This window comes from Enterobacter cloacae complex sp. 397G4, assembly GCF_050031515.1.
Taxonomy (GTDB): domain Bacteria; phylum Pseudomonadota; class Gammaproteobacteria; order Enterobacterales; family Enterobacteriaceae; genus Enterobacter; species Enterobacter hormaechei_C.
On record NZ_JBLGWE010000001.1, the window covers coordinates 2,245,232 to 2,270,349 of the forward strand.

Consider the following 25,118-nt stretch of genomic DNA (forward strand, 5'->3'; position numbering starts at 1 on the left):
ATTATAGTTAGCAGAAATAGTGCTGATTAGAGGCCAATGGCTGCTAGGATTAATATCATATTGTTATGAATTGATGAGGCATGATGGCGAAGCGGGAAAACTACAATGAGCTGTATCTGTTTATCCAGGTGGTGCGGGAGGGAAGCTTCACGGCAGCCGCGCAACGGCTCGGGCTGGCACAATCCGGGATCAGTCGATCGGTTCGCGAGCTGGAAGAGCGGCTGGGCGTTCGGCTTCTGGTGCGTACAACGCGCAAACTGTCGCTGACCCATGCCGGGGAGCAACTTTTCCAGACCGCTGGTTCAGCCTTTGATGCGCTCGATACCGGGCTGACCAGACTGGCGCATTACCGCCAGACGCCATCCGGCACGGTGCGCATTAATGCCAGCCAGCACGCCATCGAAAAATGCCTGCTGCCAAAGCTCGCTATCTTCAAACAGCGTTACCCGGATATCCGTCTGGAATTGATGAATGAGAGCCGGTTCGTGGATATCATTGCCGAGCGATTCGACGCGGGCGTCCGGCTTGGGCCGGAGGTGGGACAAGGAATGATTGCCGTGCGCATCACGCCCGATATGGAGATGGCTGTGGTTGCCGCTCCGGCGCATTTTCGGCGCTATGGTTTCCCGCAGACGCCCGCCGATCTGGATGCTCATCCCTGCATTGCCTACCAGTTTGCCGACGGTAACCACTATCAGTGGGAGCTTGTTCAGGACGGGAAGCATGTTACTCACCGCCCGGAGGGGCAATGGGCCTTTTCCGACAGCTACATGGAGGCCGAAGCGGCCCGGCTGGGACTCGGGCTGGCCTATGTCCCGGTTGAGCTGGTGGCTGACGATCTGGAGCGTGGCACGCTTATACGCGTCTTACAGCGCTACAGCCTGCGGATGGACGGACTGTACCTCTATTATCCACACCGCAACGTATCCCCGGCGCTGAGAGCGGTGATTGATACGCTGAAAATTTAGGGTGCCTCTTCGCTACGGTCTATACAGCCCCTACGTTTGTGATACGCTACTATTTTATATAGCGCAGCTCAACTAAGGCTCTGAAATGACAAAAATAATGCCAGAATATACGGTAGTTGACTTATCACGTTGGGCAAGAAAGGAACACTTTGAAGTATTTCAGGGCTTTGCTCAATCTACATTTAACCAAACGGTTCAGCTGGACATTACCGTGCTGCTAAAGCATATCAAAGAGGTTGGCTGGAAATTTTATCCTGCGATTATTTCCCTTATTTCTGACGTCGTAAACCGGCATCCGGAATTCCGTATGGCCATGAAGGATGATGAGCTTGTAATATGGAATGAGGTTCATCCAAGCTATACCCTTTTCCATAAAGAAACGGAGACATTTTCATCGTTATGGAGTCATTACGATGGAAATATTCACCATTTTCAGCGCGTTTATGCAGAAGATGTTGCCCGCTATGGCAATATCCTTGCTTACTGGCCTAAAGAAGAGTCCCGGGAGAATATATTCTTCATATCGGATATTCCGTGGGTCAGTTTTAGCAGTTTTAACGTCAACGTCGCTAACATGCGGAATTTTTTTGCGCCCATGTTCACGTTTGGAAAATACTATAACCAGGATGGAAAGGTCTTGTTGCCTTTCGCCGTTCAGGTCCATCATTCTGTCTGTGACGGTTTCCATGTGGCCAGGCTGATCAACGAGTTACAAGAGTTGTGTGATAATTTACCGCACCATTCAGAGGCGCTCAACGTGTGATTCACGTGTTTTTAACATACGCCTGACGAGGGGAAATAATGGAACCGAATTTTACGCCAGAACAGATTGAAATGATTAACCGCATTGTTTTCGAGCAGATCGAGATCATGCATGAGAAAGTAGCTGAAATAATCGCAGATACAGAGACGGTGGCGCATCAGCGCCTGAAGGATAACGGGATCACTACGGCAGATTTCTATCCTGCAAATAAAAACTTCCTGATGATGACTCTTGTACAGGATCTGATAGATAAAGTGCACGGGGGCGATAAGGACCTGGCCAAAACAATGATAACCATGGAAGCAAAAAGGCTGAATATCAGCGTAAACGTTGAGGCGGACAAATCAAGATAACAGGACGTATTTTCAGGGTTACGGTTGATGAATATAAGGTTCAGCCGACCTTAATAAAGCCGCGAGCCGTTTCCGGCCCGCGGCGGCAGGACAGGTGATGAGACGTTCTGACGATCAGGCGGCTTTGACGGCCCGGATTTTTTTGCTGCTGTCCGCATCTGATGCTGTTTTATCCGTTTCAGCATTGAGCTCGGGAAGCTTGCTGGTACGCAGGATATGCTGCACGGACTCTTTCTGCTCGGCGAGATAAAGACCAAGGTTCTCCGCCTGCGTTTCATCCATCTGCATTCCGCTTTGCAACAGCCAGTCGGTAAACGCTTCTGCCATATCGAGCAGTTTGTCGTGAGCGTCAGCCTCTTTCTTACTGGCAAATGTCATTTTTTCTTCACCTTTTCTTACGACAACAAATTTTGTTTCAACAGCCATTGTGCACCCCTGTATACTGTAATTATATACAGTATAGCAGTTGTGACGTTGTGTTGCAGCAAAAATGTGCGAGCCTGGCCTGCACAACGGGTGGACAAGCCAGGTGCTGTTATCGGTACAGCGTTTTTTCGACAATCGGGATCAGCAAAGTGGACTGCCATTCTGCCAGCGTCAGCTGGGCAAGTTTACCCAGCGCGGTGTAGAACGGATGGGCCGCGTTTTCAACGAATACGCTAAGGAAACGCGTGCTCCATGGCAGCAGATGCCAGGCAAGAAGCTGGTCGCGTTCTGTTTCGCGACCGTTCTCGGCAAGCCATGCCGCCAGCATCAGCAACGTTCCGAAATGATCTTCGGGCTCATTCTGCTGCATCTCAAAGGCGATATGGTTTTCACGCATCCACTGACGCAACGCGAGGGTCGAATCGCCAAACAGCACGGACTCGCGATCAAGCCAGACCGAGCCCCACGGGGGGGCGGGCAGGGCATACGGGCCAATAAACAGACGCTGCCAGGCGTCTTTCAACGCTTCATCCGACGGGGTCTTAAACATACTGGCGACAGGCAGCAGATTTTCCTCCGCCAGCGGCCAGTCCTGAACCCAGTCACCTGCGGTCAGGGCACTCACCAGCGGCGCGGTCTGCTCGCTGTCTGGAGCGAAATAAAACAGCGCGCCCAGTACCCGGGCGCTGAACGCGAACGATTCGCGGTGTGAGACGTCATTCATTACAACTTTCCTTACTTGCGCGCGGGTAGCCCCGCGCACCTGTGTTAACCTGCAATTGCTAACCCTGCGGTCATATGCAGACCATAAAATAGCCCACGGCCAATCAGTTCACCCAGCGCCACCAGCACGACACCTGCAAACAGGCCGAGCGTTTTTGGCTCCTGACGACGAATCAGCGGGCAGATCCAGCAGCCTAAACCCGCCGCCAGCAACGCGATGCGCCATACCTGAAGCGAACCATAATCCGGAAGCAGGGCGTTAGCCTGCTGGATGGAACTCTGTATTGTCCCCAGCGTATTGCTTTGCAACACGACGACCGCCACGCAGACGATAAGTGCCAGTGCGCTGACTGACGCAGCAAGAGCACTTTTGAATGTCACGTTTGCAACGCGCAGCAGCAGCGCGGCCAGCAGAGGACCAGCCAGAACCATCGTCAGGAAGAAGCTCAGCGTGGTGTAACCCGTATACCAGGTCGGGACAGTCTCAATCTGATAGACCCGGGTCATCGCCCAGACAAAAACGATGCCCAGGATCTGGCTGACAACCAGCCAGATTTTGCCCAAAGCTGGGGGCATTTTACCGATAACCGACACCAGCCACCAGAAACCGCCCACGGCAAAGAAGATCGAACCCGCCGCGATCTCATTACTCAGCGCTGACGCGCCCACGCGGTTAAGCGAGTTGAAGGCACGCAGCGGGGAGCCAAGATGCAGTACCGAGGCCATAAACCCAATACCCATTACCAGCCAGATACAAAACAGGCTGCGCACGATACGCATTCTGGCCTTGTCATCATTTTCCTTAAGCCAGACGAAGCCCATCACGATTAACGTGCCGGCCACGCACTGCCCGAAAACGGTGAAGATCACCAGCGGCCATTCATGCCATCCACTTCCCATCTCACACCTCCTTCGGGTTTGCCAGGTAGCCGGTGGTGTCACCCGTCGGACGGCTGTTGGCGTTAGGTTTAATCACAATACTCGGCTTCGTGAAGTGCGCAGACGGCAGCGGCGCGACGGCAGCAAGCTGACCGTGTTTTTTGCGCAGCTCTTCAATCGGGCCAAAGTCCAGCGCGCGCAGCGGGCAGGATTCGACGCAGATGGGCTTTTTGCCGTCCGCCACGCGGCTGTGGCAGCCGTCGCACTTGGTCATGTGGCCTTTGGCGGCATTGTACTGCGGCGCGCCGTACGGGCAGGCCATGTGGCAGTAGCGACAGCCGATGCAGACATCCTCGTCCACCACCACAAAACCGTCGTCGCGCTTGTGCATTGCCCCACTCGGGCAGACCTTGGTGCAGGCCGGATCTTCGCAGTGGTTGCAGGCAATCGACAGGTAATAGGCGAAGACATTCTGATGCCAGACGCCGTTGTCCTCCTGCCAGTCGCCGCCCGCATATTCATAAATACGCCGGAAGCTGACGTCCGGGGTCAGGTCTTTGTAATCCTTGCAGGCCAGCTCGCAGGTTTTACACCCGGTGCAGCGGCTGGAATCAATAAAAAATCCATACTGGGTAGTCATCGGTTAATCCTTATGCCTTCTCGATCTGCACCAGGTTCGTGTGCTGCGGGTTGCCTTTCGCCAGCGGTGACGGGCGGTGCGTGGTCAGGGTATTGATGCAGGAGCCGTGATCGACACGATCGCCGTTCATGTTGGCGTCATGCCAGGCGCCCTGGCCCATCGCGCTTACGCCGGGCATGATGCGCGGGGTGACTTTCGCGGCAATACGCACTTCGCCGCGGTCGTTGAAGACGCGCACCATATCCCCGTTTTTGATACCTCGTTGCTCTGCATCCACAGGGTTAAGCCACACCTCCTGGCGACAGGCGGCCTGGAGCACATCCACGTTGCCGTAGCTGGAGTGGGTACGGGCTTTAAAGTGGAAACCGAACAGTTGCAGCGGGAATTTGCTGCGCTCGGGCGCGTCCCAGCCTTCAAAGGTTGAGGTATAGACCGGCAGCGGGGTGATGGTTTCGTCTTTTTGCAGTTCCCAGGTTGCCGCAATATCCGCCAGCTTGCTGGAGTAGATCTCGATTTTGCCCGACGGGGTTTTCAGCGGATTGGCATCCGGATCGTCACGGAATTTTTTATAGGCCACAAAATGTCCGTTAGGATCTTTGCGCTTATAAATACCCATTTTTTTCAGCGCATCGTAGGATGGCAGCAGCGGATCTTTGGCGACCATTTTGGCGTACAGGTAGCGCAGCCACTGCTCCTGCGTACGGCCTTCGGTGAATTTCTGATGGATATCCGGTCCGAGGCGTTTCGCCACTTCACTCATGATCCAGTAGATGGGCTTGCGCTCGAACTTCGGGGCGGTAACCGGCTGGAGAAAAATCAGGTATCCCATGTTGCCGGCGTAATCGTTGGGGATGATATCTTCCTGCTCGACGGTCATCAGGTCCGGCAGAACAATATCGGCATACTTCGCGGACGAGGTCATAAAGTTGTCGATGACGACGATCGTTTCGCACTTGTTCTCATCCTGCAAAATGTCGTGAGTTTTGTTGATATCGGAGTGCTGGTTGATGATGGTATTACCCGCGTAGTTCCAGATGAACTTGATCGGCACATCGAGCTTATCTTTGCCGCGTACGCCGTCGCGCAGGGCGGTCATCTCCGGTCCACGGGCAATGGCATCCGTCCAGCTGAAGCAGGAGATTTGCGTTTTCACCGGATTTTCCGGCAGCGGCATGCGTTCGATGGTGATGGTGTAGGTCGATTCGCGCGCGCCGCTGTTGCCGCCGTTAATGCCGACGTTGCCGGTCAGGATCGGCAGCATGGCGATGGCGCGGGACGTTTGCTCCCCGTTAGCCTGACGCTGCGGGCCCCAGCCCTGGCAAATGTAGGCCGGTTTCGCCGAACCGATTTCACGGGCCAGCTTAATGATGCGATCGGCAGGGATGCCCGTTATGCGAGACGCCCACTCAGGGGTTTTCGCGGTTTTGTCATCACCCTGGCCGAGAATATAGGCTTTGTAATGACCATTAGCCGGTGCGCCTTCCGGCAGGGTTTTTTCGTCATAACCCACGCAGTATTTATCGAGGAAAGGTTGATCGACCAGATTTTCATTAATCAGCACCCACGCAATACCTGCCACCAGCGCGGCATCGGTGCCCGGACGAATCGGGATCCACTCGTCTTCACGCCCTGCGGCAGTGTCGGTGTAGCGCGGATCGATAACGATCATCCGCGCGTTTGACCGTTCGCGCGCCTGCTCAAGGTAGTAAGTGATCCCGCCGCCGCTCATGCGCGTTTCCGCCGGATTATTGCCGAACATCACGACCAGTTTGGTGTTTTCGATATCCGATGTGCTGTTGCCGTCGTTGCTGCCGTAGGTGTAGGGCATTGCGCAGGCGATCTGCGCGGTGCTGTAGGTGCCGTAGTGGCTGAGGAAGCCGCCGTAGCAGTTCATCAGGCGCGCGACCAGCGAGGCATAAGGGGAGGAGCGGGTGATGTTGCCGCCTACAATTCCGGAGGAGTAGTTAATGTAGACCGCTTCGTTGCCGTATTTTTCGACCACGCTTTTCAGGCTCGCGGCGATGGTGTCCAGCGCTTCTTCCCAGGTGATACGCTCAAACTTGCCTTCTCCGCGTTTGCCCACGCGTTTCATCGGATAGTTCAGACGGTCTGGGTGATTAATGCGACGGCGAATTGAACGGCCTCGCAGGCAGGCGCGAACCTTATGGTTGCCGTAAATATCCTCGCCGGTATTATCCGTTTTAACCCAGTAGACTTCGTCATCGCGAACGTGCAGACGTAGCGCGCAGCGGCTACCGCAGTTTACCGAGCAGGCGCCCCAGACAACTTTGTCTTCTGCGGGCTGAATAGCGGTCTGCACAGCGGCGGCGGCGCTTTTCAGACCAAAAGGTAATGCGATCCCACCGGCGGCAAGCGCCAGAGATCCTATGGCAGTAGATTTAACCAGAGTTCGACGGCTTATACCGCCGTGATGTTCAACTTCGGACATAACTCACCCCATCATTGTTAATAATTATTTTCACCCGTGACTACAACCGGGCTAATGATGGGGGGAGTGTTACTTATTTAGAGGTATTAAATATTAATCCTCGTCAAATCAGGGGAATTGAGTGGGAAAATCATTGCGGCTCAGCGGGCGCATTCTCTTGCGTACCTGCGCCGCTCACCGGGTAGTTGCCGCTACTGGTGCGGGTGTACAAAATTTTGAAAGTATCGTTGGCACAATGCCCAACGACCTGCGCATCCGGCTGATCGGCCTGATCGTTCGGGACGATGTTCAGGGTAAAGCCAGACTCCGGTACGCCGTTGTTGATAATCTTCTGCTGAATGTCGCTTTTCACGCGCTCGCAGGAGTCCGGGGCCGCAAGAAGAGCGGGTGAAGCACTCATTAACAGCAGGGCGGTAATCCAGGGTAACCGTTTCATCTGTAGCTCCTTTTCACTGTGTAGACTGTAAGCATAGCAGGGTTAGGGTAAGCTTTTGTTTTTGGACCTGTCTTTCTGAATTGTCCTGGAGCCCTGCCTGCGTCATAAAATAAATTGCGAGTAATGGTGCTGATTGTCTACCAGATAAGAAGGCAGGGTGCGTTTTGATACCTCTTGCCTGACCAGTTTTCGGTCTCGTCCCCAGATATCTTCGGCGTTGGTAATAACCTTCATAATATGTTCCGGGTTATTAAATTCCGGCAGATCGTATTCGGTATGAGAAATGGTAGACATTTTTTCGGAAATTCTTTCTGGAGTCATTACCCATGAGAAATGCCAGCCGCCATCTTTCACAATTTTATTATTGATTTTTAGCCAGTTCCATTTAAACCATGACCAGTTTTTATCTTTGCGCGCACGCTTCCAGTTTCTGAAAGATTCAGGCTCACCGTGGAAGAAATGCTTAAGGTTGTAATAGGACGTCGCGCGGGGCAAGGTACATTTTCTCGGCGTACCATCCGTATTGTGAACCTGGAGATTAAACTGATAGTTGAACACGTTTTGATGAATAGTCGTGCAGAGCGCGCGCGGATTAATGGCCCTGACCGTGTCGGGAGAGAAGATTTCGTCAACGTCTGACACCAGAATCAGATCGTCGTCTGCCGCGTCTTTTAACCCGTTCATAATGGAGTTGCGAAGCGCTGCTTCATTTGCCCAGGCATCAACCTGGTTATTATCCGCACGGTTTAAAATAGGCTGCGCGTCAAAAGGCACGTAAATGATTTTGTCTTTGAATTTGGCAAACTTTGTAATATCGAAATGCAATTCTCTCGGTATGCCCGTAAAAGAGTGTGTTGCTTCTACAATGACAAAACGGTCAACGACATCAGCGAGAGTATGTAATCTGATGTCGAGCAACATATCTTCGTCATAGTATAAAAAACAGTCGTAAATCATGATGTTAACCCGAAAATTTAAGAATCTAATTTTATAATAGTGTGGAATCTTCCGCGCCCAAAGTAGCCACTTTGGCAGGTCTCGTCAATGCAAACGACGGATTTATACAGCGCAAAGAGTCAAATGAAGTGCTGTTATGTAAGTTGCTGTATTTGCTAATATGATTGTATCTCTTTTTTAACGGTAAATGATGTGAACAAATACGCAGCGATAACGCTACTGGCAACGGTACTGGTGGGATGCGACAACAACACCGCGCCGCTGTCATTTACGCCGGAGATGGCGAGTTTTTCGAACGAGTTTGACTTTGATCCTCTGCGCGGGCCGGTGAAGGATTTTACCCAGACGCTGTTCAACGATAAGGGTGAAGTCTCTAAACGTGTGACCGGCACGATGTCAACGGAAGGGTGTTTCGATACGCTTGAACTGCACGATCTCGACGCTAATACGGGCGTTGCGCTGGTGCTGGATGCTAACTACTACGTCGATGCGGAAACCCAGCAGCAGAAGGTAAAGTTGCAGGGGAAATGTCAGCTGGCGGAACTGCCGTCTGCCGGCCTGACGTGGGACACCGACGATAACGGGTTTGTGGTTGCCGCGCACAGCAAAGAGATGGAAGTGAAGTACCAGTATGACGCCGACGGCTACCCGCTGGGTAAAACTACAGTTTCCGGCGACAAGCGTTTATCGGTCAAGTCGGTGCCGTCGAAAGATCTGCGCAAGCGCATGGATTATACGGCGGTAAGCCTGTTGAACGATAAACCGATGGGCAATGTAAAGCAGAGCTGTGATTACGATCGCCACAATAACCCGGTGAGCTGTGAGCTGGTGATCACCGATGACAGCGTCAAACCTGCCGTTGAGCACAAGTACACCATAAAAAACAGCATTGAATATTATTGAGAATAAAACCGCGCAGGTTACTGCGCGGTGGGTTTAAGCAGGCTGGCGGAGGAGGACTTATGCCCGGCCAGATGCTGATGCTGGAAAATGCACATGCGGATGGTGTTACGGTATTCGCCGTTAATAAAGAACTCATGGATCAGTTCACCTTCCACCATAAAGCCCAGCTTACGGTAGATATGAATCGCTTTTTCGTTCTCTTTGTCGACGATAAGGTAAAGCTTGTAGAGATTCAGGACGTTAAACCCGTAATCCATCGCCAGCTTTGCCGCCCGCGACGCAAGACCTTTCCCCTGGTGCTCCGGTGAAATAATGATCTGAAATTCCGCTCGACGGTGAACGTGGTTGATCTCAACCAGTTCAACCAGCCCGGCTTTCTCACCTTCGCACTCCACCACAAACCGGCGTTCACTCTGATCGTGGATATGCTTGTCGTAGAGATCGGACAGCTCGACAAACGCCTCATAAGGCTCTTCAAACCAGTAGCGCATCACGCTGGCATTGTTGTCGAGCTGGTGAACAAAGCGTAAATCTTCGCGCTCCAGCGGACGGAGCTTAACGTCACACGGCGTCGACATTACGGTGCTACCGTGCGGCCAGTGCGACGATCCAGACAGCGCAGGGTGTTAGGCTCCCAATAGGCGTTGACGTTGGCACTTTGCTGGCATTTGTCGCGGGCATCAAACGCGACGTCTTCTTTATCCCACTCTTTTTCCACGCGCTTATTCACTTTCTGACGCAGGCTGCGGGTGTCATTCCATTGTTCTTTGTCCATGGCGGCGTTCTGACGGCTTTGCGCGCTGTCTCCAGACTCAATGATGAGTTTGCTGGTTTCGGCTGATGCCGTTGCGGCGAAGGCGAACGATGACAGCGCCAGTACGGCTGTCAGACAAAGGCGTTTGCTTAATGTAGTCATAGCGTTTCCTTTAAACGGGTGCAGACAATCGGATTACCCCGTTGGATTCTACACCAATCCGAAAGGGTGTCATACCCGCGCGGCAGGTATGGGAACGATGTGAACATTATCGCGTATGATGTCTAAATCAATCCTCACGAAACGAGAAAAATGTTCAAAACGACGCTGCTTTTTTTCGCGACCGCGCTGTGCGAAATCATCGGATGCTTTTTGCCGTGGCTCTGGCTAAAGCGGGGCGCTTCCGCGCTGCTGCTGATCCCGGCGGGTGTGTCCCTGGCCCTTTTTGTCTGGCTGCTCACCCTGCATCCGGCCGCCAGCGGGAGGGTATATGCGGCCTACGGCGGAGTGTACGTCTGTACCGCGCTGCTGTGGCTGCGCGTTGTCGATGGCGTCAGGCTAAGCCTGTATGACTGGGCAGGCGCGCTGATTGCCCTGTGCGGCATGTTGATCATCGTGGCCGGTTGGGGACGCGCATAAGCGTCCTTATAGTGTGATCGCCCGCTGATTTTACGATCATTGTACTTGTATGGTAGTAGTGTAGTTGCGTAAATTTCCTGCATCACAACGAGCGATGTAAGGAAATGGATTATGAAGATTGTCGGGGCTGAAGTATTTGTCACCTGCCCGGGGCGTAACTTTGTCACCCTTAAAATCACCACCGATGAGGGCATTGTCGGCCTGGGTGATGCCACGCTGAACGGACGTGAACTTTCCGTTGCCTCCTACCTGAAAGATCACCTGTGCCCTCAGTTGATTGGCCGCGATGCGCACCGCATCGAAGATATCTGGCAGTTCTTCTATAAAGGCGCTTACTGGCGTCGTGGTCCGGTCACCATGTCAGCGATTTCTGCCGTGGATATGGCGCTGTGGGACATTAAGGCGAAAGCCGCGAACATGCCGCTCTATCAGCTTCTGGGCGGAGCCTCCCGGGAAGGGGTGATGGTTTATTGTCACACCACCGGGCACACCATTGACGACGTGCTGGAAGATTATGCCCGTCATAAAGAGATGGGCTTCAAGGCAATTCGCGTGCAGTGCGGCGTGCCGGGAATGAAAACCACCTACGGCATGGCAAAAGGAAAAGGGCTGGCGTATGAGCCAGCGACCAAGGGCGCCTGGCCGGAAGAGCAGCTGTGGTCCACTGAAAAATACCTCGACTTCACGCCGAAACTGTTCGACGCAGTGCGCAGTCAGTTCGGCTTCAATGAACATCTCCTTCACGACATGCACCACCGTCTGACGCCCATCGAAGCGGCGCGATTCGGCAAAAGCATTGAAGAGTACCGTCTGTTCTGGATGGAAGATCCGACTCCCGCTGAAAACCAGGAGTGTTTCCGCCTGATCCGCCAGCACACCGTCACGCCAATTGCGGTGGGGGAAGTGTTCAACAGCATCTGGGACTGCAAGCAGCTGATTGAAGAGCAGCTCATTGACTATATCCGCGCCACCATAACCCATGCGGGCGGCATCACCGGGATGCGTCGCATTGCGGACTTTGCCTCACTTTATCAGGTGCGTACCGGCTCACACGGCCCGTCGGATCTGTCGCCGATTTGCCACGCCGCGGCGCTGCATTTTGACCTGTGGGTACCGAACTTTGGCGTGCAAGAGTATATGGGGTATTCGGAGCAGATGCTGGAAGTGTTCCCGCACAGCTGGCGCTTCGATAACGGCTATATGCACCCGGGCGACAAGCCAGGGCTGGGCATTGAGTTTGATGAGAAGCTGGCGGCGAAATACCCGTACGATCCGGCTTATCTGCCGGTGGCTCGTCTGGAAGACGGCACCCTCTGGAACTGGTAAACGAGGAGCGAATGATGAAAAGCGTAGTGATCCAACAGCCGGATGTGCTGGTGATTGAAAAGCGTCCTCTCCCGTTGCCGGGCGCAGGCGACGTCCGCGTCAAAATTAAGCTCGCCGGTATTTGCGGTTCAGACAGCCATATCTATCGCGGGCATAACCCGTTTGCGAAATACCCGCGGGTAATCGGTCACGAGTTCTTTGGCGAAATAGACGCGGTTGGCGAAGGCGTGGAGGGCACCCGACTGGGCCAGCGCGTTTCGGTTGATCCGGTGATCAGCTGCGGGCACTGCTACCCGTGTTCCGTTGGAAAACCGAACGTTTGTACTTCGCTGGTGGTGCTGGGCGTCCACCGTGACGGCGGCTTCAGCGAATACGCCGTGGTGCCGGCGAAAAATGCCTGGCGCATTCCGGATGCGATCCCTGACCACCACGCGGTGATGGTTGAGCCATTCACCATTGCCGCCAACGTAACGGGGCAGGCGAAACCCACCGAACAGGATGTGGCGCTGATTTACGGCGCAGGCCCGATGGGGCTGGTCACCGTGCAGGCGCTGAAGGGCGTTTACAAGGTGAAGCAGGTCATCGTGGTGGATCGCATTGATGAGCGGCTGGAGATGGCGCAACGCAGCGGCGCAGACTGGGTTTTCAACAACGGCGAGCAGTCCTTACAGACCGCGCTGGATGAAAGAGGCATCAAGCCGACGTTAATCATCGATGCTGCCTGTCATCCGTCCATTTTACAGGAAGCGATTACGCTGGCGTCTCCGGCGGCGCGCATCGTGCTGATGGGCTTCTCCAGCGACCCGAGCCAGATTGTGCAGCAGGGGATCACCGGCAAAGAGCTGTCGATCTTCTCTTCGCGCCTGAATGCCAACAAATTCCCGGTGGTCATTGACTGGCTGGAAAAAGGGCTGATCGACCCTGAAAAACTGGTCACCCATACATTTGACTATCACCACGTTACAGACGCCATCGAACTGTTTGAAAAAGACCAGCGGCAGTGCTGCAAAGTCTTGCTCACGTTCGACCAATAATAATTCACGCGGTTAAGAGCCTGCGAAGACAGGCTCTCAGTGGTACGCATCTTACCTTGCAGAGATAGCCATTATGACTCAAGCACAACCTCAAAGAAGTACGTCAGATCTGGTGAAAGCCGCCGTATCTGGCTGGCTGGGCACCGCCCTGGAGTTTATGGATTTCAAGTTTTATAGGATTTAACGCACTGAAAAAGAAGGGAATTATACGGCTCTTAATGTTGCATGGGGCACTGATGGGGCAAACTCACTCAATTTTGAGTTCAGAAGCGCTACCTGAGCATCGTTATTTTCTGACATCCATTTTCCGTAAACCTGGAAAACCATCTGCGCATCAGCGTGACCCATTTGCGAAGCAATGAATGCAGGGTTTGCTCCAGCCGTCAATGACCAACAAGCATATGTGTGACGTGACTGATATGATTTCCTGTGACGAATGCCTGCGCGCTTGACTGCCGTATCCCATGTCTGCCTGACCGAATCGACCGTGAAGTGATCGCCACATAAACCCGTTCTTGAAGTTACGGATGGGAGAAAAACAAACGTGCATTTGTGCTTCTCTTTTTTACCGTACTCTCGTAGATGAACATCAATCATGTGCTCCTTGCCAAGCCTGGTGATTTCAAGCTGGCTCTTTAGTGCTTCAATTGCAGGTTCGATAAGGTGTATCACCCTGTTTGTTCCTGCCTGAGTTTTGGGAACGGTAAATTTATCCTGCGCCAGATTCCTCCTTATCATCATCGTGCCAGCCTTAAGGTCGATATCCTCCCAACCCAAAGCGCACAGCTCACCCGGGCGGATTCCTGTGTAGACGGAAAGCGACCACATATTTTTGGTTTGCTGACTGCGACACGCCTCAATTAGCCTGACAAACTCCTCCCTTGATAGCGGGTCCGGTACGACTCGCGACTCCCTTAGTGGCGATATTCCCTTGAATGGTGTGTCATCGAGATACCCGTTTTCAACGCCAAACTGGAAAATGGCGAAAAGGTTAGTCATGTAGTTATTGACCGTCACTGCAGAACGCCCGGGCTCAGTCACCACATACTGCGTCTTTGGTAGCTGATAACCGGTAAGCAATTCCTTCCTTACCTCAAGAATCCTTTCTTTACTTATCGACGATGCGATTGTCTTCTCACCGAGAATGAGCAGAACGTTTTTGATTATCGTCCGGTATGTCTTAATCGACGTTGATGCGACATCAGTCTCTTTCAGTGATAAATACTTCTCTGCAAGTTCTCCTATGGTTAGCGCCTTACTCACCTCACCAAATCGTTGAAGGTTAGGGGAGTTTGGAAACTGTGATGCATAGTTGAAAGTTCCCGTCTTTACTGCGTAGACAATGCTTGTACGCAGTGACCTGCCCCCACGATTAGATACAACACTCAGTTAGTAACGTCGGAATCTTCATTCTCAGAATGACCCTTTCTCCAGCCCGCTGCAAATTCAGACGGTGTCTGATAATTCAGCGTGGAGTGCGGGCGGCATTCGTTATAATCCTGCCGCCAGTCATTAATAATTTTCCTGGCATGAACGATATCGCTGAACCAGTGCTCATTCAAACATTCATCGCGAAATCGTCCGTTAAAGCTCTCAATAAATCCGTTCTGCGTTGGCTTGCCCGGCTGGATTAAGCGCAACTCAACACCATGCTCAAAGGCCCATTGATCCAGTGCACGGCAAGTGAACTCCGGCCCCTGGTCAGTTCTTATCGTCGCCGGATAGCCTCGAAACAGTGCAATGCTGTCCAGAATACGCGTGACCTGAACGCCTGAAATCCCAAAGGCAACAGTGACCGTCAGGCATTCCTTTGTGAAATCATCGACGCAGGTAAGACACTTGATCCTGCGACCGGTGGAAAGTGCGTCCATGACGAAATCCATCGACCAGGTCAGATTGGGCGCCGCCGGACGGAGCAGCGGCAGACGTTCTGTTGCCAGCCCTTTACGACGTCTTCTGCGTTTTACGCCCAGGCCACTGAGGTGATAAAGCCGGTACACGCGCTTATGATTAACATGAAGCCCTTCACGGCGCAGCAACTGCCAAATACGACGGTAGCCAAAACGCCTGCGCTCCAGTGCCAGCTCAGTGATGCGCCCTGATAAATGCGCATCAGCAGCCGGACGGTGAGCCTCATAGCGGCAGGTCGACAGGGATAAACCTGTAAGCCTGCAGGCACGACGTTGCGACAGACCGGTCGCATCACACATCAACATCACGGCTTCCCGCTTCTGGTCTGTCGTCAGTACTTTCGCCCAAGAGCCACCTGAAGCGCCTCTTTATCCAGCATGGCTTCGGCAAGCAGCTTCTTGAGTCTGGCGTTCTCTTCCTCAAGCGACTTCAGGCGCTTAACTTCAGGCACCTCCATACCGCCATACTTCTTACGCCAGGTGTAAAACGTGGCATCGGAAATGGCATGCTTGCGGCAGAGTTCACGGGCGGGTACCCCAGCTTCGGCTTCGCGGAGAATACTGATGATCTGTTCGTCGGAAAAACGCTTCTTCATGGGGATGTCCTCATGTGGCTTATGAAGACATTACTAACATCGGGGTGTACTAATCAACGGGGAGCAGGTCAGTTTCCCTTTCCCTTTAAGTTAACCTGCCTTACAAAAGCTCCAGCTTGCAAAGCAACCTCTGAGGTTTTATCTGTCGAATTATTATCAAACACATAAATATCAGCAGATGGTAAGCTATCCTTAAAATCAGATACGACCTTTGCGATTGCTGCGTCCTCGTTATAGCAAGGTATAATTACAGCAATTTTTCCTGTGTTTTCCACGTTATTTTCCTTAATTAAAAACTACAAACTTTGAATAAAAGAAGCCTAAAACCAGGCTGGTGCCAGAGAAGAAAATAAGAGTATAAATCCCCGGTATGTCGGCATAGTCAGCAACATACCCTGTTACGATAGACAGCAACCCCATAAAAGCAATAAAGATAAAATACCTTCTGGATGTTGGTGATTTATTGAACGTAAATCTCGCATTCACAAAAAACGAAAACGTCACCGCCACTATAAAGCCAGAAAAGTTTGATACAGCCTGGCTTAACATCAAAAGCTTTGTGGCTATAGCGAACACACCCCAGTGTAGTGCGGTGTTAAGAATCCCTACAGTGAAGTATCTGTAAAAAGTTTTCAGCATAACTAAGTTTAGCTCAAAGGGTTGTGCGACGAGTTTACCACCTAAGACCAATCTGATCAGCACTTGATCATCCTTGATGCAGTAGTGGGGCATGTATGGGGCAAAAAATTAGCGCAAAACAACTCAAACACACAGAAGGTGATGATTCGTCTTGCGCTAACACTTTGCTTTTTACCTGCTTACTTTCTACATACTCAAGCTTTCATTTTTTGCACCTTTAAATTATGGATTTCCAGCTCTACTCCCTTGGCGCCGCGCTGGTGTTTCATGAAATTTTCTTCCCTGAGCAGTCCGCGGCCATGGCGCTGATACTGGCGATGGGCACCTACGGCGCAGGCTACATCGCGCGTATTGTCGGGGCATTTATCTTCGGCAGAATGGGCGACAGAATTGGCCGTAAAAAAGTGCTGTTTATCACCATCACCATGATGGGGATCTGCACCACCTTAATCGGCGTCCTGCCAACCTACGCGCAGATCGGGATTTTCGCACCGGTGCTGCTGGTGACGCTGCGTATTATTCAGGGGCTGGGCGCGGGGGCTGAAATCTCCGGCGCAGGCACCATGCTGGCCGAATACGCCCCGAAGGGTAAACGCGGCATCATCTCCTCGCTGGTGGCCATGGGCACCAACTGCGGGACGCTGAGCGCCACGGCGATCTGGGCCGTGATGTTCTTTGCCCTCGATCGTGAAGAACTTATTGCCTGGGGCTGGCGCGTGCCGTTCCTCGCCAGCGTGGTGGTGATGATCTTCGCCATCTGGCTGCGTATGAACCTTAAAGAGAGCCCGGTGTTTGAGAAGGTAAACGATGCCGAATCCGTTGCGCCGGTTGCTGCGCAGGATACCTCGGTCGGCGCGATGTTTAAGAGCAAATCGTTCTGGCTGGCGACGGGGCTGCGCTTTGGTCAGGCCGGTAACTCTGGGCTTATCCAGACCTTCCTTGCCGGGTACTTGGTCCAGACGCTGTTATTTGATAAGGCGATCCCAACCGATGCGCTGATGATCAGCTCGATTCTTGGCTTCGTCTCCATCCCGCTGCTGGGCTGGCTGTCCGATAAAGTGGGGCGCCGTCTGCCATATATCATCCTTAACATTTCAGCCATTATTCTGGCTTACCCGATGCTGTCGATTATCGTCGATAAGAGTTACGCGCCGGGCGTGATTATGCTCTCTATCATCGTTATTCATAACTTTGCGGTGCTCGGGCTGTTTGCGCTGGAAAACATCACCATGGCGGAGATGTTTGGTTCGCGAAACCGCTTTACCCGCATGGCGATCTCCAAAGAGGCGGGCGGTCTGGTGGCGGTAGGCTTTGGTCCGGTGCTGGCGGGGATCTTCTGCAATATGACCGGGTCCTGGTGGCCGATTGTGGCGATGCTGGTGGCGTACTCGCTGATTGGGCTGGTCTCCGCTTTGCTGATGCCAGAAGTGCGCGACCGCGATTTGAGCCTGGTGGAAGATGCAGCTGAACCCCTGCGCCAGAGCGATACCGCAGCGAAGCAGCGGAAATATGGAGCCCTGTCATGAGTTTTATTAACGATAACTTCATGATTGGCAATGCGAGAGGTGTTGAACTTTATCGTAACGTCGCGAAAGCGCTGCCAATTATTGATTATCACTGTCACCTGGACGCGAAAGATATCTTCGAGAATAAAAATCTCGATAATATTGCCGAACTCTGGCTGGCTGGCGATCATTATAAATGGCGCGCCATGCGCGCCAACGGTATTGACGAAAAATACATTACGGGCGATGCCCCGGCGGAGGATAAATTTGCGGCATGGGCTGAAACGGTCGAAGCGAGCTATGGAAATCCGCTCTATCACTGGACTCATTTAGAACTTCACCACTATTTTAACTGTGACGAACCGCTGGGCAGGCATAACTGGCGTGAAATAATGGAGCGCTGTAATCTGCTATTGCAGCAGCCTGATTTTACGCCGAGGGAACTCATTAAACGCTCCAGGGTAGAAGTTATTTGCACGACAGATGCTCCGCTTGATGATTTACGCTACCATCAATTATTGCTTGATGACGCGACGTTCAACGTTAAGGTATTACCGACCTTTCGTCCGGACGATGTTTTTGCGCAAAACGCGGAACAGTTTGCCGACTTTATCGATCGATTAGGTGAGACGACAGGATCTAAAATCCAGACATTCAGCGATTTTGTTAAGGGAATGAGCCAGCGTATTGCCTGGTTCCACGAAATGGGGTGCCGAATTTCCGATCACGGACCCGTGGAGATCCATTTTCAGTCAGCAGATGAAAGTCAGGTTGAATCCGTGTTTGCCCGAAAGCGCCGGGGTGAAAATCTGGACGCCCGTAATAATGCGATTCTTGACAGTGCCATTTTTATTATGCTGGCGCATAATTACAGGCAGCATAACTGGGCAATGCAGATACACTTCGGTGCGATTCGCAATAATAATTCCCGCATGTACCGTTCTTTGGGTAGTAATACTGGTTTTGACTCGCTGACCGATCAGTCGAATCTTGCGGCCAATCTCAACCAACTCCTGGATGCAATGGCGCAGGCTGAAGCTTTGCCCAAAACCATTCTATATAACCTCAACGCCAGCTATAACGATATTGTCGCGACGACTATCGCTAATTTTCAGACTGCGGAATTGGGCGTTAAATCGCCGATACAGTTTGGCTCCGGATGGTGGTTTAACGACACTCAACGCGGAATGGAAAACCAGCTACATAGCCTTGCGGATCAGGGGCTATTAATGAATTTTGTCGGTATGTTAACCGATTCCCGTAGTCTGGTTTCGTATACTCGCCACGATTATTTCCGTCGTATTTTGTGCAATATCATTGGTGGCTGGGTGGAGCGTGGTGAAGTTCCGGATAATAACGCCATCCTAACGAAGATGGTTAAAAATATTTGCCATGATAATGCTGAAAACTATTTCAGATTCTAAATTCTACTCACTGAGTGGGGATGGAACATGTCTCGTACTGCAAAAAAAATTACTATTCCGGTTAGTATCGGCTACGGACTAACGGATATTATGGGCGGCGGTGCCTTTACCGTTATCGGCGCCTGGTTATTATTCTTCTATACGACATTTGTTGGGTTGTCACCGGTTGAAGCGGCGTCTATTGTTGCTATAGCGCGCATTGTCGATGCTATCGTTAGTTTGTTTATGGGAAGTTTCACTGACCATTTTTACAAAAACTATTTTGGTAAAAAATTTGGTCGCCGACGTTTCTTTTTGCTGATCGGTGCACCGTTGATGCTGGTCTATGCATTGCTGTGGCTTGATGGCATGACATACGGTTTTTATCTCGCCGTCTATCTAGCATTTGAAATTATTGCTGCAATGGTACTGATCCCGTGGGAAACGTTACCGTCAGAAATGACAAAAGACTTTAACCAGCGGACCAAACTCTCTACCTGTCGCATGTTTCTTTCAGCGTCCGGGACGTTTCTGGCGACATTTATTCCCGGATTACTGATCGGCTATTTCGGGGAAAACAGCGCCCATGCCTACCTCATAAACGGCGTTATTTTTGCTGTACTGTTTATGGTATGTGTATTCATCTCGTGGAAGGTGACCTGGGAACGCGAGTTGACGCCGGAAATGCTCTCCGGGCTGGAAAAAAACACACGCCCACAAACAGCAGGGGAGAAGCTGGCTGCCTTTGGACGACTTTTTAAGGAGTATGGTTCCACCCTGAAAATCCGGGCCTTCAGGAAACATCTCGCCATCTATCTGCTGTCGTTTACCGGCAAAGATGTCTACAACACGGTATTTGTATTTTTCTGCGTCTACTGTCTGAATGTCTCTTCCTCACTGGCAGGCACGCTGCTGTCGATGAGTATTGTGGGGCTGCCCGTCACGTTAATTGCGGGTATAGGGATCATCAGATATGGGCCATCAAAGCTATATGTATTTGCCTATTCACTGATGTTGCTCTGTTTGGGGGGCTTCTTTGCCGTGTACCAGATCCCTGCGCTGAATACCGTCGCGACGCTGGTCATTCTGGCCGGGGTGTATCAGGTGGGGCGCTGCGTCCTTGAGTTTACACCTTGGAACGTGTTCCCGTTCATTCCAGATATCGATGAAATGGTCAGCCGTCAGCGTCGTGAGGGACTGTTTGCCGCGGTAATGACATTCTCCCGAAAAACCACGGTCGCTATTGCCACCTTTATTGTGGGTCTCCTGTTACAAAGCGGCGGATTTGTAAAAGGGAGCCAGACGCAGCCAACCGAAGCCATCCACACCATCGCAATGCTGATGTTCATCGGCACTGCTGCCTTGCTTATCCTGGCCCTGTGGCAGGCTCTGACATTTAACCTGAACAAGCGTACGCACAAAATCTTTGTGGATGAGCTGGATCGCCTGAAAGCCAACGGCTCTCCCCAACGCGTATCCGCCGAAGCTCGCCGGGTCGTGGAAGATTTAACAGGCTATTCCTACGACAGGTTGTGGCGTGAGCCGACGGTCCGGTCCGGCGAGCAGACGGTGCGCACCCCTGTATGATCTGGTTTATATCTTTTGCCAGATGTCACACAACTTGATTTTTATATCACACCACTTGGCCGAAAGTTAATGTAAATCAATGTTCATGGCAGCATAACCAGTATTGTGATCGGCAGGATAAAGTAATGACACTGCCATTCTAGTTGGTTTAGTCAACCGGCGCAGCCGCACTGTCACCAGAGCGGCTGCGGATCTCAGCGTTCATAATTAACGAGTCTCAATCATGGAAAACCGTTTATTACAGGCGAAGGCAACGCGTCCTCAGTACGATCGCGACAGCCTCAAGACACGCATTGTTCATTTAGGGTTTGGCGCGTTTCACCGTGCGCACCAGGCGGTGTACACCGATATACTCGCCGCAGAACAGGGCAGCGACTGGGGTTACTGCGAAGTTAACCTGATTGGCGGCGAACAGCAGATCGCCGATCTGAAGGCACAGGATAATCTTTATACCGTAGCAGAGATGTCTGCCGATGCGTGGACGGCGCGCGTGGTCGGCGTCGTCAAAAATGCGCTGCATGCGCAGGTCGACGGCCTTGAAACCGTGCTGGCGGCGCTATGCGATCCGCAGGTCGCCATTGTTTCCCTGACCATCACCGAGAAAGGGTATTGCCACTCCCCGGCAACCGGACAACTGATGTTCGATCATCCGTTAATCGTTGCCGACCTGCAAAACCCCCATCAGCCGAAATCTGCGCCGGGCGTGGTGGTTGAAGCGCTGGCGCGGCGTAAGGCGGCGGGGCTGCCAGCATTCAGCGTGATGTCATGCGATAACATGCCGGAAAACGGCCACGTGATGCGCAATGTCACCTGCGCCTACGCGCGCGCTGTTGACGGCGAACTGGCCGACTGGATTGAAGCGAACGTCACCTTCCCGTCAACCATGGTGGACCGTATTGTGCCCGCCGCCACGGCTGAAACGCTGGATAAAATTGAACAGCTGACCGGCGTACGCGATCCGGCAGGTGTCGCCTGCGAGCCGTTCCGCCAGTGGGTGGTTGAAGATAATTTCGTCGCCGGACGTCCACAGTGGGAAAAGGCCGGTGCGGAACTGGTTTCTGATGTCATTCCGTTTGAAGAGATGAAGCTGCGTATGCTTAACGGCAGCCACTCGTTCCTGGCCTATCTCGGCTACCTGGCCGGTTATCAGCACATTAACGACTGCATGGAAGATGAACATTATCGCGCAGCCGCGCATGCGCTGATGCTGAAAGAGCAGGCGCCGACGCTGAAAGTGAAGGGGGTGGATTTAGCTCACTATGCCGACCAGCTGATCGCACGTTACAGCAATCCGGCCCTGCGTCACCGCACCTGGCAAATCGCCATGGACGGTAGCCAGAAATTGCCGCAGCGGATGCTCGATTCCGTTCGCTGGCACCTTGTCCACCAGAAACCCTTCCCGCTGCTGGCCCTCGGTGTTGCGGGCTGGATGCGTTATGTCGGCGGTGTGGATGAGCAGGGTAACGCGATTGAGGTGAGCGATCCGCAGCTGGCGGTGATTCAGGCGGCGGTAAACGGTAGCGCTGAAGGCGAAAGCCGCGTTAGCGCGCTGTTGGGCATTGAGGCTATTTTCGGTAACGAGCTGCCGAAGGACGCGGTGTTTGTGGCTGCGGTCATGCAGGCCTATCAAACGTTGCTGCAAAAAGGCGCGAAGGCCACGGTTGCTGAGTACGCCTCCCGGCTTTAACGCGATGACATGCCGCCGTCCGCGGCGGCATGTCGGGGCGCAGCTTAGTGCATCCCCAGGCGAATCAGCTCAATCGGTTCGAACTTACCTTCGCATCCCTCGACTTCAACCGTTTTACCACGACGCACCTGCTCGGCATTAAGGCCGTCGCTGTGGATCGCTTTAATCACGCCGAACTGGCCTGTGCCGCTAATCATGACGCGGCTGCCAGTGGTGATTGCATTTCGGTTACGGTCGTATGTCATCATGGTATTTTCTCCTCTCGTACTTATCCGTTACGGCGCTAATTCAACGGCTGCCGTTCACGGGGCACTATTAATACGCCTCTCTTTAACGAAATTATTTGCTTTTGATCAAGCTCACACTTTTTTCTTATTTCATGCAGGCGTTGACGGTTCAGGACACCACTTTACAAAGCGGACAGTTATTTTCCTTAATTGATAGTTTCCGGGTACAAGTGTTTAGGCTTTGTTTATATCCACAATGTCATTCTGGAGGCAGAAAATAACCCTTCATCGGAAAAGGAGTCAGGCTTATGTATAAGAAAATTTTGATGCCTGTTGACGTGTTTGAAATGGATTTGAGCGATAAAGCGGTACGCCACGCGGTCAACCTCGCGAAGGCGGAAGGCGCGACGATCACCCTGGTCAACATTCTCCCTAACAGCAGCCGTTCGTTACTGCGGGGGTTCAATGCCGATATTAAGAAGTTCGAAGAGTATATGACCGCCGAGTCTGATAAGAAGATGAAGGCGCTGAAACGGCTCTTTGATATGTCCCCGGACAATATTGACTGTGAAGTTCGCTTCGGCAACGTACGCGATGAAATCATCAAGCTCAGCAAAGAGGGGAAATATGATGTCATTGTTATCGGATCAAAAAATCCGAGCATTACAACCCATCTGCTGGGTTCGAATGCTGAAACTATCCTGCGCTACGCCACTATTCCGGTATTAGTGGTCCGCTAATTACTTCGCCGCAACCGAAAGGGGGCGGCGAAGTTTTATTCTTCGCTGAACCACTCGCGGTTTTCCTGGCGAATTAACTGAACTGACTCACTAATTTCCTGAAGGTGAAGCGTCATCGCTTTATCTACGGCTTCCACGTCGCGTTTTTCCAGCGCGCTGAAAATATCATGATGCTGGCGCAGCAACATCTCTGGCGGAGAAACATGGTCGAGGCTCATGTAGCGCACGCGGTCGATGGTAGCTTTGATGTTTTCGACGGTATCCCACGCGAGCTGGCACTCGGCGATCTGCGCCAGTTTCTGGTGGAACTCGTCGTCCAGCTGGAAAAAGTCGTTTAACTGTTTGCGGTCGATGGCGATTCGTTGCTGATGCAGGTTTTGCTCCAGCAGGTAGCACTGGTTATCGTTGATGAGCGACGCGGCGCGACGCACCACGGCGCACTCGATGGCCTGGCGAACAAAACAGCCATTCCGTACCTGCGAAAGCGAAATTTTATTTACATAGCTGCCGCGCTGAGGGCGGATCTGAATAAGGCCGTTTTCTGCAAGCTTAATAAACGCCTCACGTACGGGCTGACGGGAAACGTCAAAACGTACCGAAACCTCTTTTTCTGAGAGTGGCGTTCCCGGTGGGATCAGGCAGCGAACAATATCACGGCGTAAGATGCGATATATTTGCTGATTAACGGGCTGGGTAGGATTAAGTTGCGATTCAGCGGCCATGGGTTGTGATTTCTCAGAGAGTTAACCTGAACATACTACCATTCTTTTCCCTGCCATCACATACCCGGCCCGCAGGCCGGGTGGGGTAAATTAACCGCGATGCACGCTGAGTCCGGCATAGGTCTGGCTGACGGGCATCATCTCAACCGTATTGATGTTGACATGCTTCGGCAGATTCGCGACCCACCAGACGGTTTCGGTGATATCTTCCGGCGTCAGCGCATTCGCGTTTTCATAGGTTTTATCCGCTTTCGCGTCGTCGCCTTTGAAACGCACGTTGGAGAATTCAGTTCCGCCTACCAGACCCGGTTCAACATCGGTCACGCGGATCGCGGTTCCGTGCAGGTCGGTGCGCAGGTTCAGGCTGAACTGGCGGACAAAGGCTTTGGTCGCGCCATAGACGTTGCCGCCCGCGTAAGGCCAGCTTCCGGCGGTGGAACCGATGTTAATGATATGGCCACGGTTACGTTCAACCATGCCCGGCAGCACGGCGCGGGTCATGTACACCAGCCCTTTGTTGTTGGTGTCGATCATGTTTTCCCAGTCTTCCACGCTGGCTTTGTGGGCAGGCTCCATGCCCAGTGCCAGGCCAGCGTTATTGACCAGCACGTCAATTTCACGCCATTCGGCAGGCAGGTTGGCAATCATCTCTTCGATGGCGGCGCGGTTGCGGACGTCCAGCTGCGCGGTCAGAATGCTGTCACCCAGCTCGTCTTTTAGCTCCTGCAAACGCTCCTGACGGCGCCCTGTTGCAATCACTTTGTGTCCGTTGGCGACGAAGCGACGCGTGATGCTTTCACCAAAACCCGCTGTCGCCCCGGTAACTAAAATAATCATCTCACTGTTCCTCAA

26 protein-coding genes and 2 pseudogenes are annotated in these 25,118 nt (G+C 52.6%); 12 read left to right on the forward strand and 16 right to left on the reverse strand.

What is annotated here, in order from left to right:
- Positions 1-83 precede the first annotated feature (83 nt).
- The 3 genes from ACQG1Y_RS10945 to ACQG1Y_RS10955 all read left to right on the forward strand — a co-directional run bounded on the left by ACQG1Y_RS10945 (position 84) and on the right by ACQG1Y_RS10955 (position 2,084).
- Positions 84-968, forward strand: coding sequence for a LysR family transcriptional regulator (locus ACQG1Y_RS10945; RefSeq protein WP_063659924.1), 885 nt, complete (start codon positions 84-86; stop codon positions 966-968).
- A gap of 85 nt (positions 969-1,053) precedes the next feature.
- Entirely contained in the window at positions 1,054-1,731 is a 678-nt protein-coding gene (gene catA / locus ACQG1Y_RS10950; protein WP_015570622.1) for a type A chloramphenicol O-acetyltransferase, read from the forward strand.
- Between the two features lie 38 nt (positions 1,732-1,769).
- Complete coding sequence (locus ACQG1Y_RS10955) at positions 1,770-2,084, forward strand: hypothetical protein (protein WP_017384549.1); 315 nt, start codon at positions 1,770-1,772, stop codon at positions 2,082-2,084.
- Between the two features lie 114 nt (positions 2,085-2,198).
- On the opposite strand, the gene ACQG1Y_RS10960 is transcribed toward ACQG1Y_RS10955, so the two are convergent.
- From ACQG1Y_RS10960 to ACQG1Y_RS10990, 7 genes are all read right to left on the reverse strand, one after another.
- Positions 2,199-2,510 (reverse strand): YebG family protein, encoded by a 312-nt coding sequence (locus ACQG1Y_RS10960; protein ID WP_017384548.1) that lies wholly within the window; start codon positions 2,508-2,510, stop codon positions 2,199-2,201.
- A gap of 109 nt (positions 2,511-2,619) precedes the next feature.
- Complete coding sequence (gene dmsD, locus ACQG1Y_RS10965; RefSeq protein ID WP_017384547.1) at positions 2,620-3,234, reverse strand: Tat proofreading chaperone DmsD; 615 nt, start codon at positions 3,232-3,234, stop codon at positions 2,620-2,622.
- 44 nt (positions 3,235-3,278) lie between these two features.
- Entirely contained in the window at positions 3,279-4,133 is an 855-nt protein-coding gene (locus tag ACQG1Y_RS10970) for a dimethyl sulfoxide reductase anchor subunit family protein (RefSeq protein WP_368740491.1), read from the reverse strand.
- Position 4,134: 1 nt separating this feature from the next.
- Complete coding sequence (locus tag ACQG1Y_RS10975) at positions 4,135-4,752, reverse strand: DMSO/selenate family reductase complex B subunit (protein WP_017384545.1); 618 nt, start codon at positions 4,750-4,752, stop codon at positions 4,135-4,137.
- Between the two features lie 10 nt (positions 4,753-4,762).
- Entirely contained in the window at positions 4,763-7,201 is a 2,439-nt protein-coding gene (gene ynfE, locus ACQG1Y_RS10980; RefSeq protein WP_414234703.1) for a selenate/tellurate reductase subunit YnfE, read from the reverse strand.
- A 130-nt stretch (positions 7,202-7,331) separates the two neighbouring features.
- A complete protein-coding gene (locus ACQG1Y_RS10985) occupies positions 7,332-7,637 on the reverse strand; it encodes a DUF1161 domain-containing protein (RefSeq protein WP_003857424.1) in 306 nt (101 codons plus the stop codon).
- A 102-nt stretch (positions 7,638-7,739) separates the two neighbouring features.
- Positions 7,740-8,594, reverse strand: coding sequence for a benzoate transporter (locus tag ACQG1Y_RS10990; RefSeq protein ID WP_003857421.1), 855 nt, complete (start codon positions 8,592-8,594; stop codon positions 7,740-7,742).
- A gap of 192 nt (positions 8,595-8,786) precedes the next feature.
- Here ACQG1Y_RS10990 and ACQG1Y_RS10995 point away from each other — a divergent pair, with 192 nt between their 5' ends.
- Entirely contained in the window at positions 8,787-9,497 is a 711-nt protein-coding gene (locus tag ACQG1Y_RS10995) for a YnfC family lipoprotein (protein ID WP_017384542.1), read from the forward strand.
- 17 nt (positions 9,498-9,514) lie between these two features.
- Here the strand turns inward: ACQG1Y_RS10995 and speG are convergent, their stop codons facing one another.
- Together speG and ACQG1Y_RS11005 are read right to left on the reverse strand one after the other, a co-directional pair.
- Complete coding sequence (speG, locus tag ACQG1Y_RS11000) at positions 9,515-10,075, reverse strand: spermidine N1-acetyltransferase (protein WP_003857416.1); 561 nt, start codon at positions 10,073-10,075, stop codon at positions 9,515-9,517.
- Complete coding sequence (locus ACQG1Y_RS11005) at positions 10,075-10,413, reverse strand: DUF1283 family protein (protein WP_006808856.1); 339 nt, start codon at positions 10,411-10,413, stop codon at positions 10,075-10,077. The genes speG and ACQG1Y_RS11005 overlap by 1 nt, the downstream gene beginning before the upstream one ends.
- 150 nt (positions 10,414-10,563) lie before the next feature.
- Here ACQG1Y_RS11005 and ACQG1Y_RS11010 point away from each other — a divergent pair, with 150 nt between their 5' ends.
- The 3 genes from ACQG1Y_RS11010 to ACQG1Y_RS11020 all read left to right on the forward strand — a co-directional run bounded on the left by ACQG1Y_RS11010 (position 10,564) and on the right by ACQG1Y_RS11020 (position 13,250).
- Positions 10,564-10,890 (forward strand): YnfA family protein, encoded by a 327-nt coding sequence (locus ACQG1Y_RS11010; protein WP_003857412.1) that lies wholly within the window; start codon positions 10,564-10,566, stop codon positions 10,888-10,890.
- A gap of 111 nt (positions 10,891-11,001) precedes the next feature.
- Positions 11,002-12,216: a D-mannonate dehydratase ManD gene (gene manD / locus ACQG1Y_RS11015; RefSeq protein ID WP_017384541.1), complete on the forward strand. Its 1,215-nt coding sequence runs from the start codon at positions 11,002-11,004 to the stop codon at positions 12,214-12,216.
- A gap of 14 nt (positions 12,217-12,230) precedes the next feature.
- Positions 12,231-13,250: a Zn-dependent oxidoreductase gene (locus ACQG1Y_RS11020; RefSeq protein ID WP_163278431.1), complete on the forward strand. Its 1,020-nt coding sequence runs from the start codon at positions 12,231-12,233 to the stop codon at positions 13,248-13,250.
- Positions 13,251-13,454: 204 nt separating this feature from the next.
- On the opposite strand, the pseudogene ACQG1Y_RS11025 reads toward ACQG1Y_RS11020, so the two are convergent.
- The 4 genes and pseudogenes from ACQG1Y_RS11025 to ACQG1Y_RS11040 form a co-directional block, all read right to left on the reverse strand.
- Positions 13,455-14,606: pseudogene (locus ACQG1Y_RS11025) on the reverse strand (tyrosine-type recombinase/integrase); the annotation flags it as partial.
- Between the two features lie 29 nt (positions 14,607-14,635).
- Positions 14,636-15,756 (reverse strand): IS3-like element ISSen4 family transposase gene (locus tag ACQG1Y_RS11030; protein ID WP_087451024.1). Its coding sequence is split into 2 segments (ribosomal slippage): positions 14,636-15,498 and positions 15,498-15,756, totalling 1,122 coding nucleotides; the frame shifts between segments, so codons are not numbered across the junction.
- A 68-nt stretch (positions 15,757-15,824) separates the two neighbouring features.
- Positions 15,825-16,031, reverse strand: coding sequence for a glycosyltransferase (locus ACQG1Y_RS11035; protein WP_426736764.1), 207 nt, complete (start codon positions 16,029-16,031; stop codon positions 15,825-15,827).
- A gap of 10 nt (positions 16,032-16,041) precedes the next feature.
- Complete coding sequence (locus tag ACQG1Y_RS11040) at positions 16,042-16,395, reverse strand: GtrA family protein (RefSeq protein ID WP_426737160.1); 354 nt, start codon at positions 16,393-16,395, stop codon at positions 16,042-16,044.
- A 224-nt stretch (positions 16,396-16,619) separates the two neighbouring features.
- Between ACQG1Y_RS11040 and ACQG1Y_RS11045 the strand changes: the two are divergent.
- The 4 genes and pseudogenes from ACQG1Y_RS11045 to ACQG1Y_RS11060 form a co-directional block, all read left to right on the forward strand.
- Positions 16,620-17,921: pseudogene (locus ACQG1Y_RS11045) on the forward strand (MFS transporter); the annotation flags it as partial.
- Complete coding sequence (uxaC, locus tag ACQG1Y_RS11050) at positions 17,918-19,324, forward strand: glucuronate isomerase (protein WP_333073149.1); 1,407 nt, start codon at positions 17,918-17,920, stop codon at positions 19,322-19,324. The pseudogene ACQG1Y_RS11045 and the gene uxaC, both read left to right, overlap by 4 nt.
- Positions 19,325-19,351: 27 nt before the next feature.
- Positions 19,352-20,890, forward strand: a complete 1,539-nt coding sequence (locus tag ACQG1Y_RS11055; RefSeq protein ID WP_015570613.1) for an MFS transporter — start codon at positions 19,352-19,354, stop codon at positions 20,888-20,890.
- Between the two features lie 223 nt (positions 20,891-21,113).
- The gene (locus tag ACQG1Y_RS11060; RefSeq protein WP_414234705.1) at positions 21,114-22,577 is read left to right on the forward strand and encodes a mannitol dehydrogenase family protein; all 1,464 of its coding nucleotides are present in this window, start codon (positions 21,114-21,116) and stop codon (positions 22,575-22,577) included.
- A gap of 44 nt (positions 22,578-22,621) precedes the next feature.
- On the opposite strand, the gene ydfZ is transcribed toward ACQG1Y_RS11060, so the two are convergent.
- Positions 22,622-22,825: a putative selenium delivery protein YdfZ gene (ydfZ, locus tag ACQG1Y_RS11065; protein WP_003857405.1), complete on the reverse strand. Its 204-nt coding sequence runs from the start codon at positions 22,823-22,825 to the stop codon at positions 22,622-22,624.
- A gap of 287 nt (positions 22,826-23,112) precedes the next feature.
- Between ydfZ and ACQG1Y_RS11070 the strand changes: the two genes are divergently transcribed.
- Positions 23,113-23,544: a universal stress protein gene (locus ACQG1Y_RS11070; RefSeq protein ID WP_015570611.1), complete on the forward strand. Its 432-nt coding sequence runs from the start codon at positions 23,113-23,115 to the stop codon at positions 23,542-23,544.
- Positions 23,545-23,579: 35 nt separating this feature from the next.
- Here ACQG1Y_RS11070 and ACQG1Y_RS11075 read toward each other — a convergent pair whose 3' ends face one another.
- Positions 23,580-24,266 carry a GntR family transcriptional regulator gene (locus ACQG1Y_RS11075; protein ID WP_003857403.1) on the reverse strand — a complete coding sequence of 229 codons (687 nt, stop codon included), beginning with the start codon at positions 24,264-24,266 and terminating at the stop codon, positions 23,580-23,582.
- Between the two features lie 90 nt (positions 24,267-24,356).
- Complete coding sequence (gene ydfG, locus ACQG1Y_RS11080) at positions 24,357-25,103, reverse strand: bifunctional NADP-dependent 3-hydroxy acid dehydrogenase/3-hydroxypropionate dehydrogenase YdfG (protein WP_015570609.1); 747 nt, start codon at positions 25,101-25,103, stop codon at positions 24,357-24,359.
- Positions 25,104-25,118: the final 15 nt, after the last annotated feature.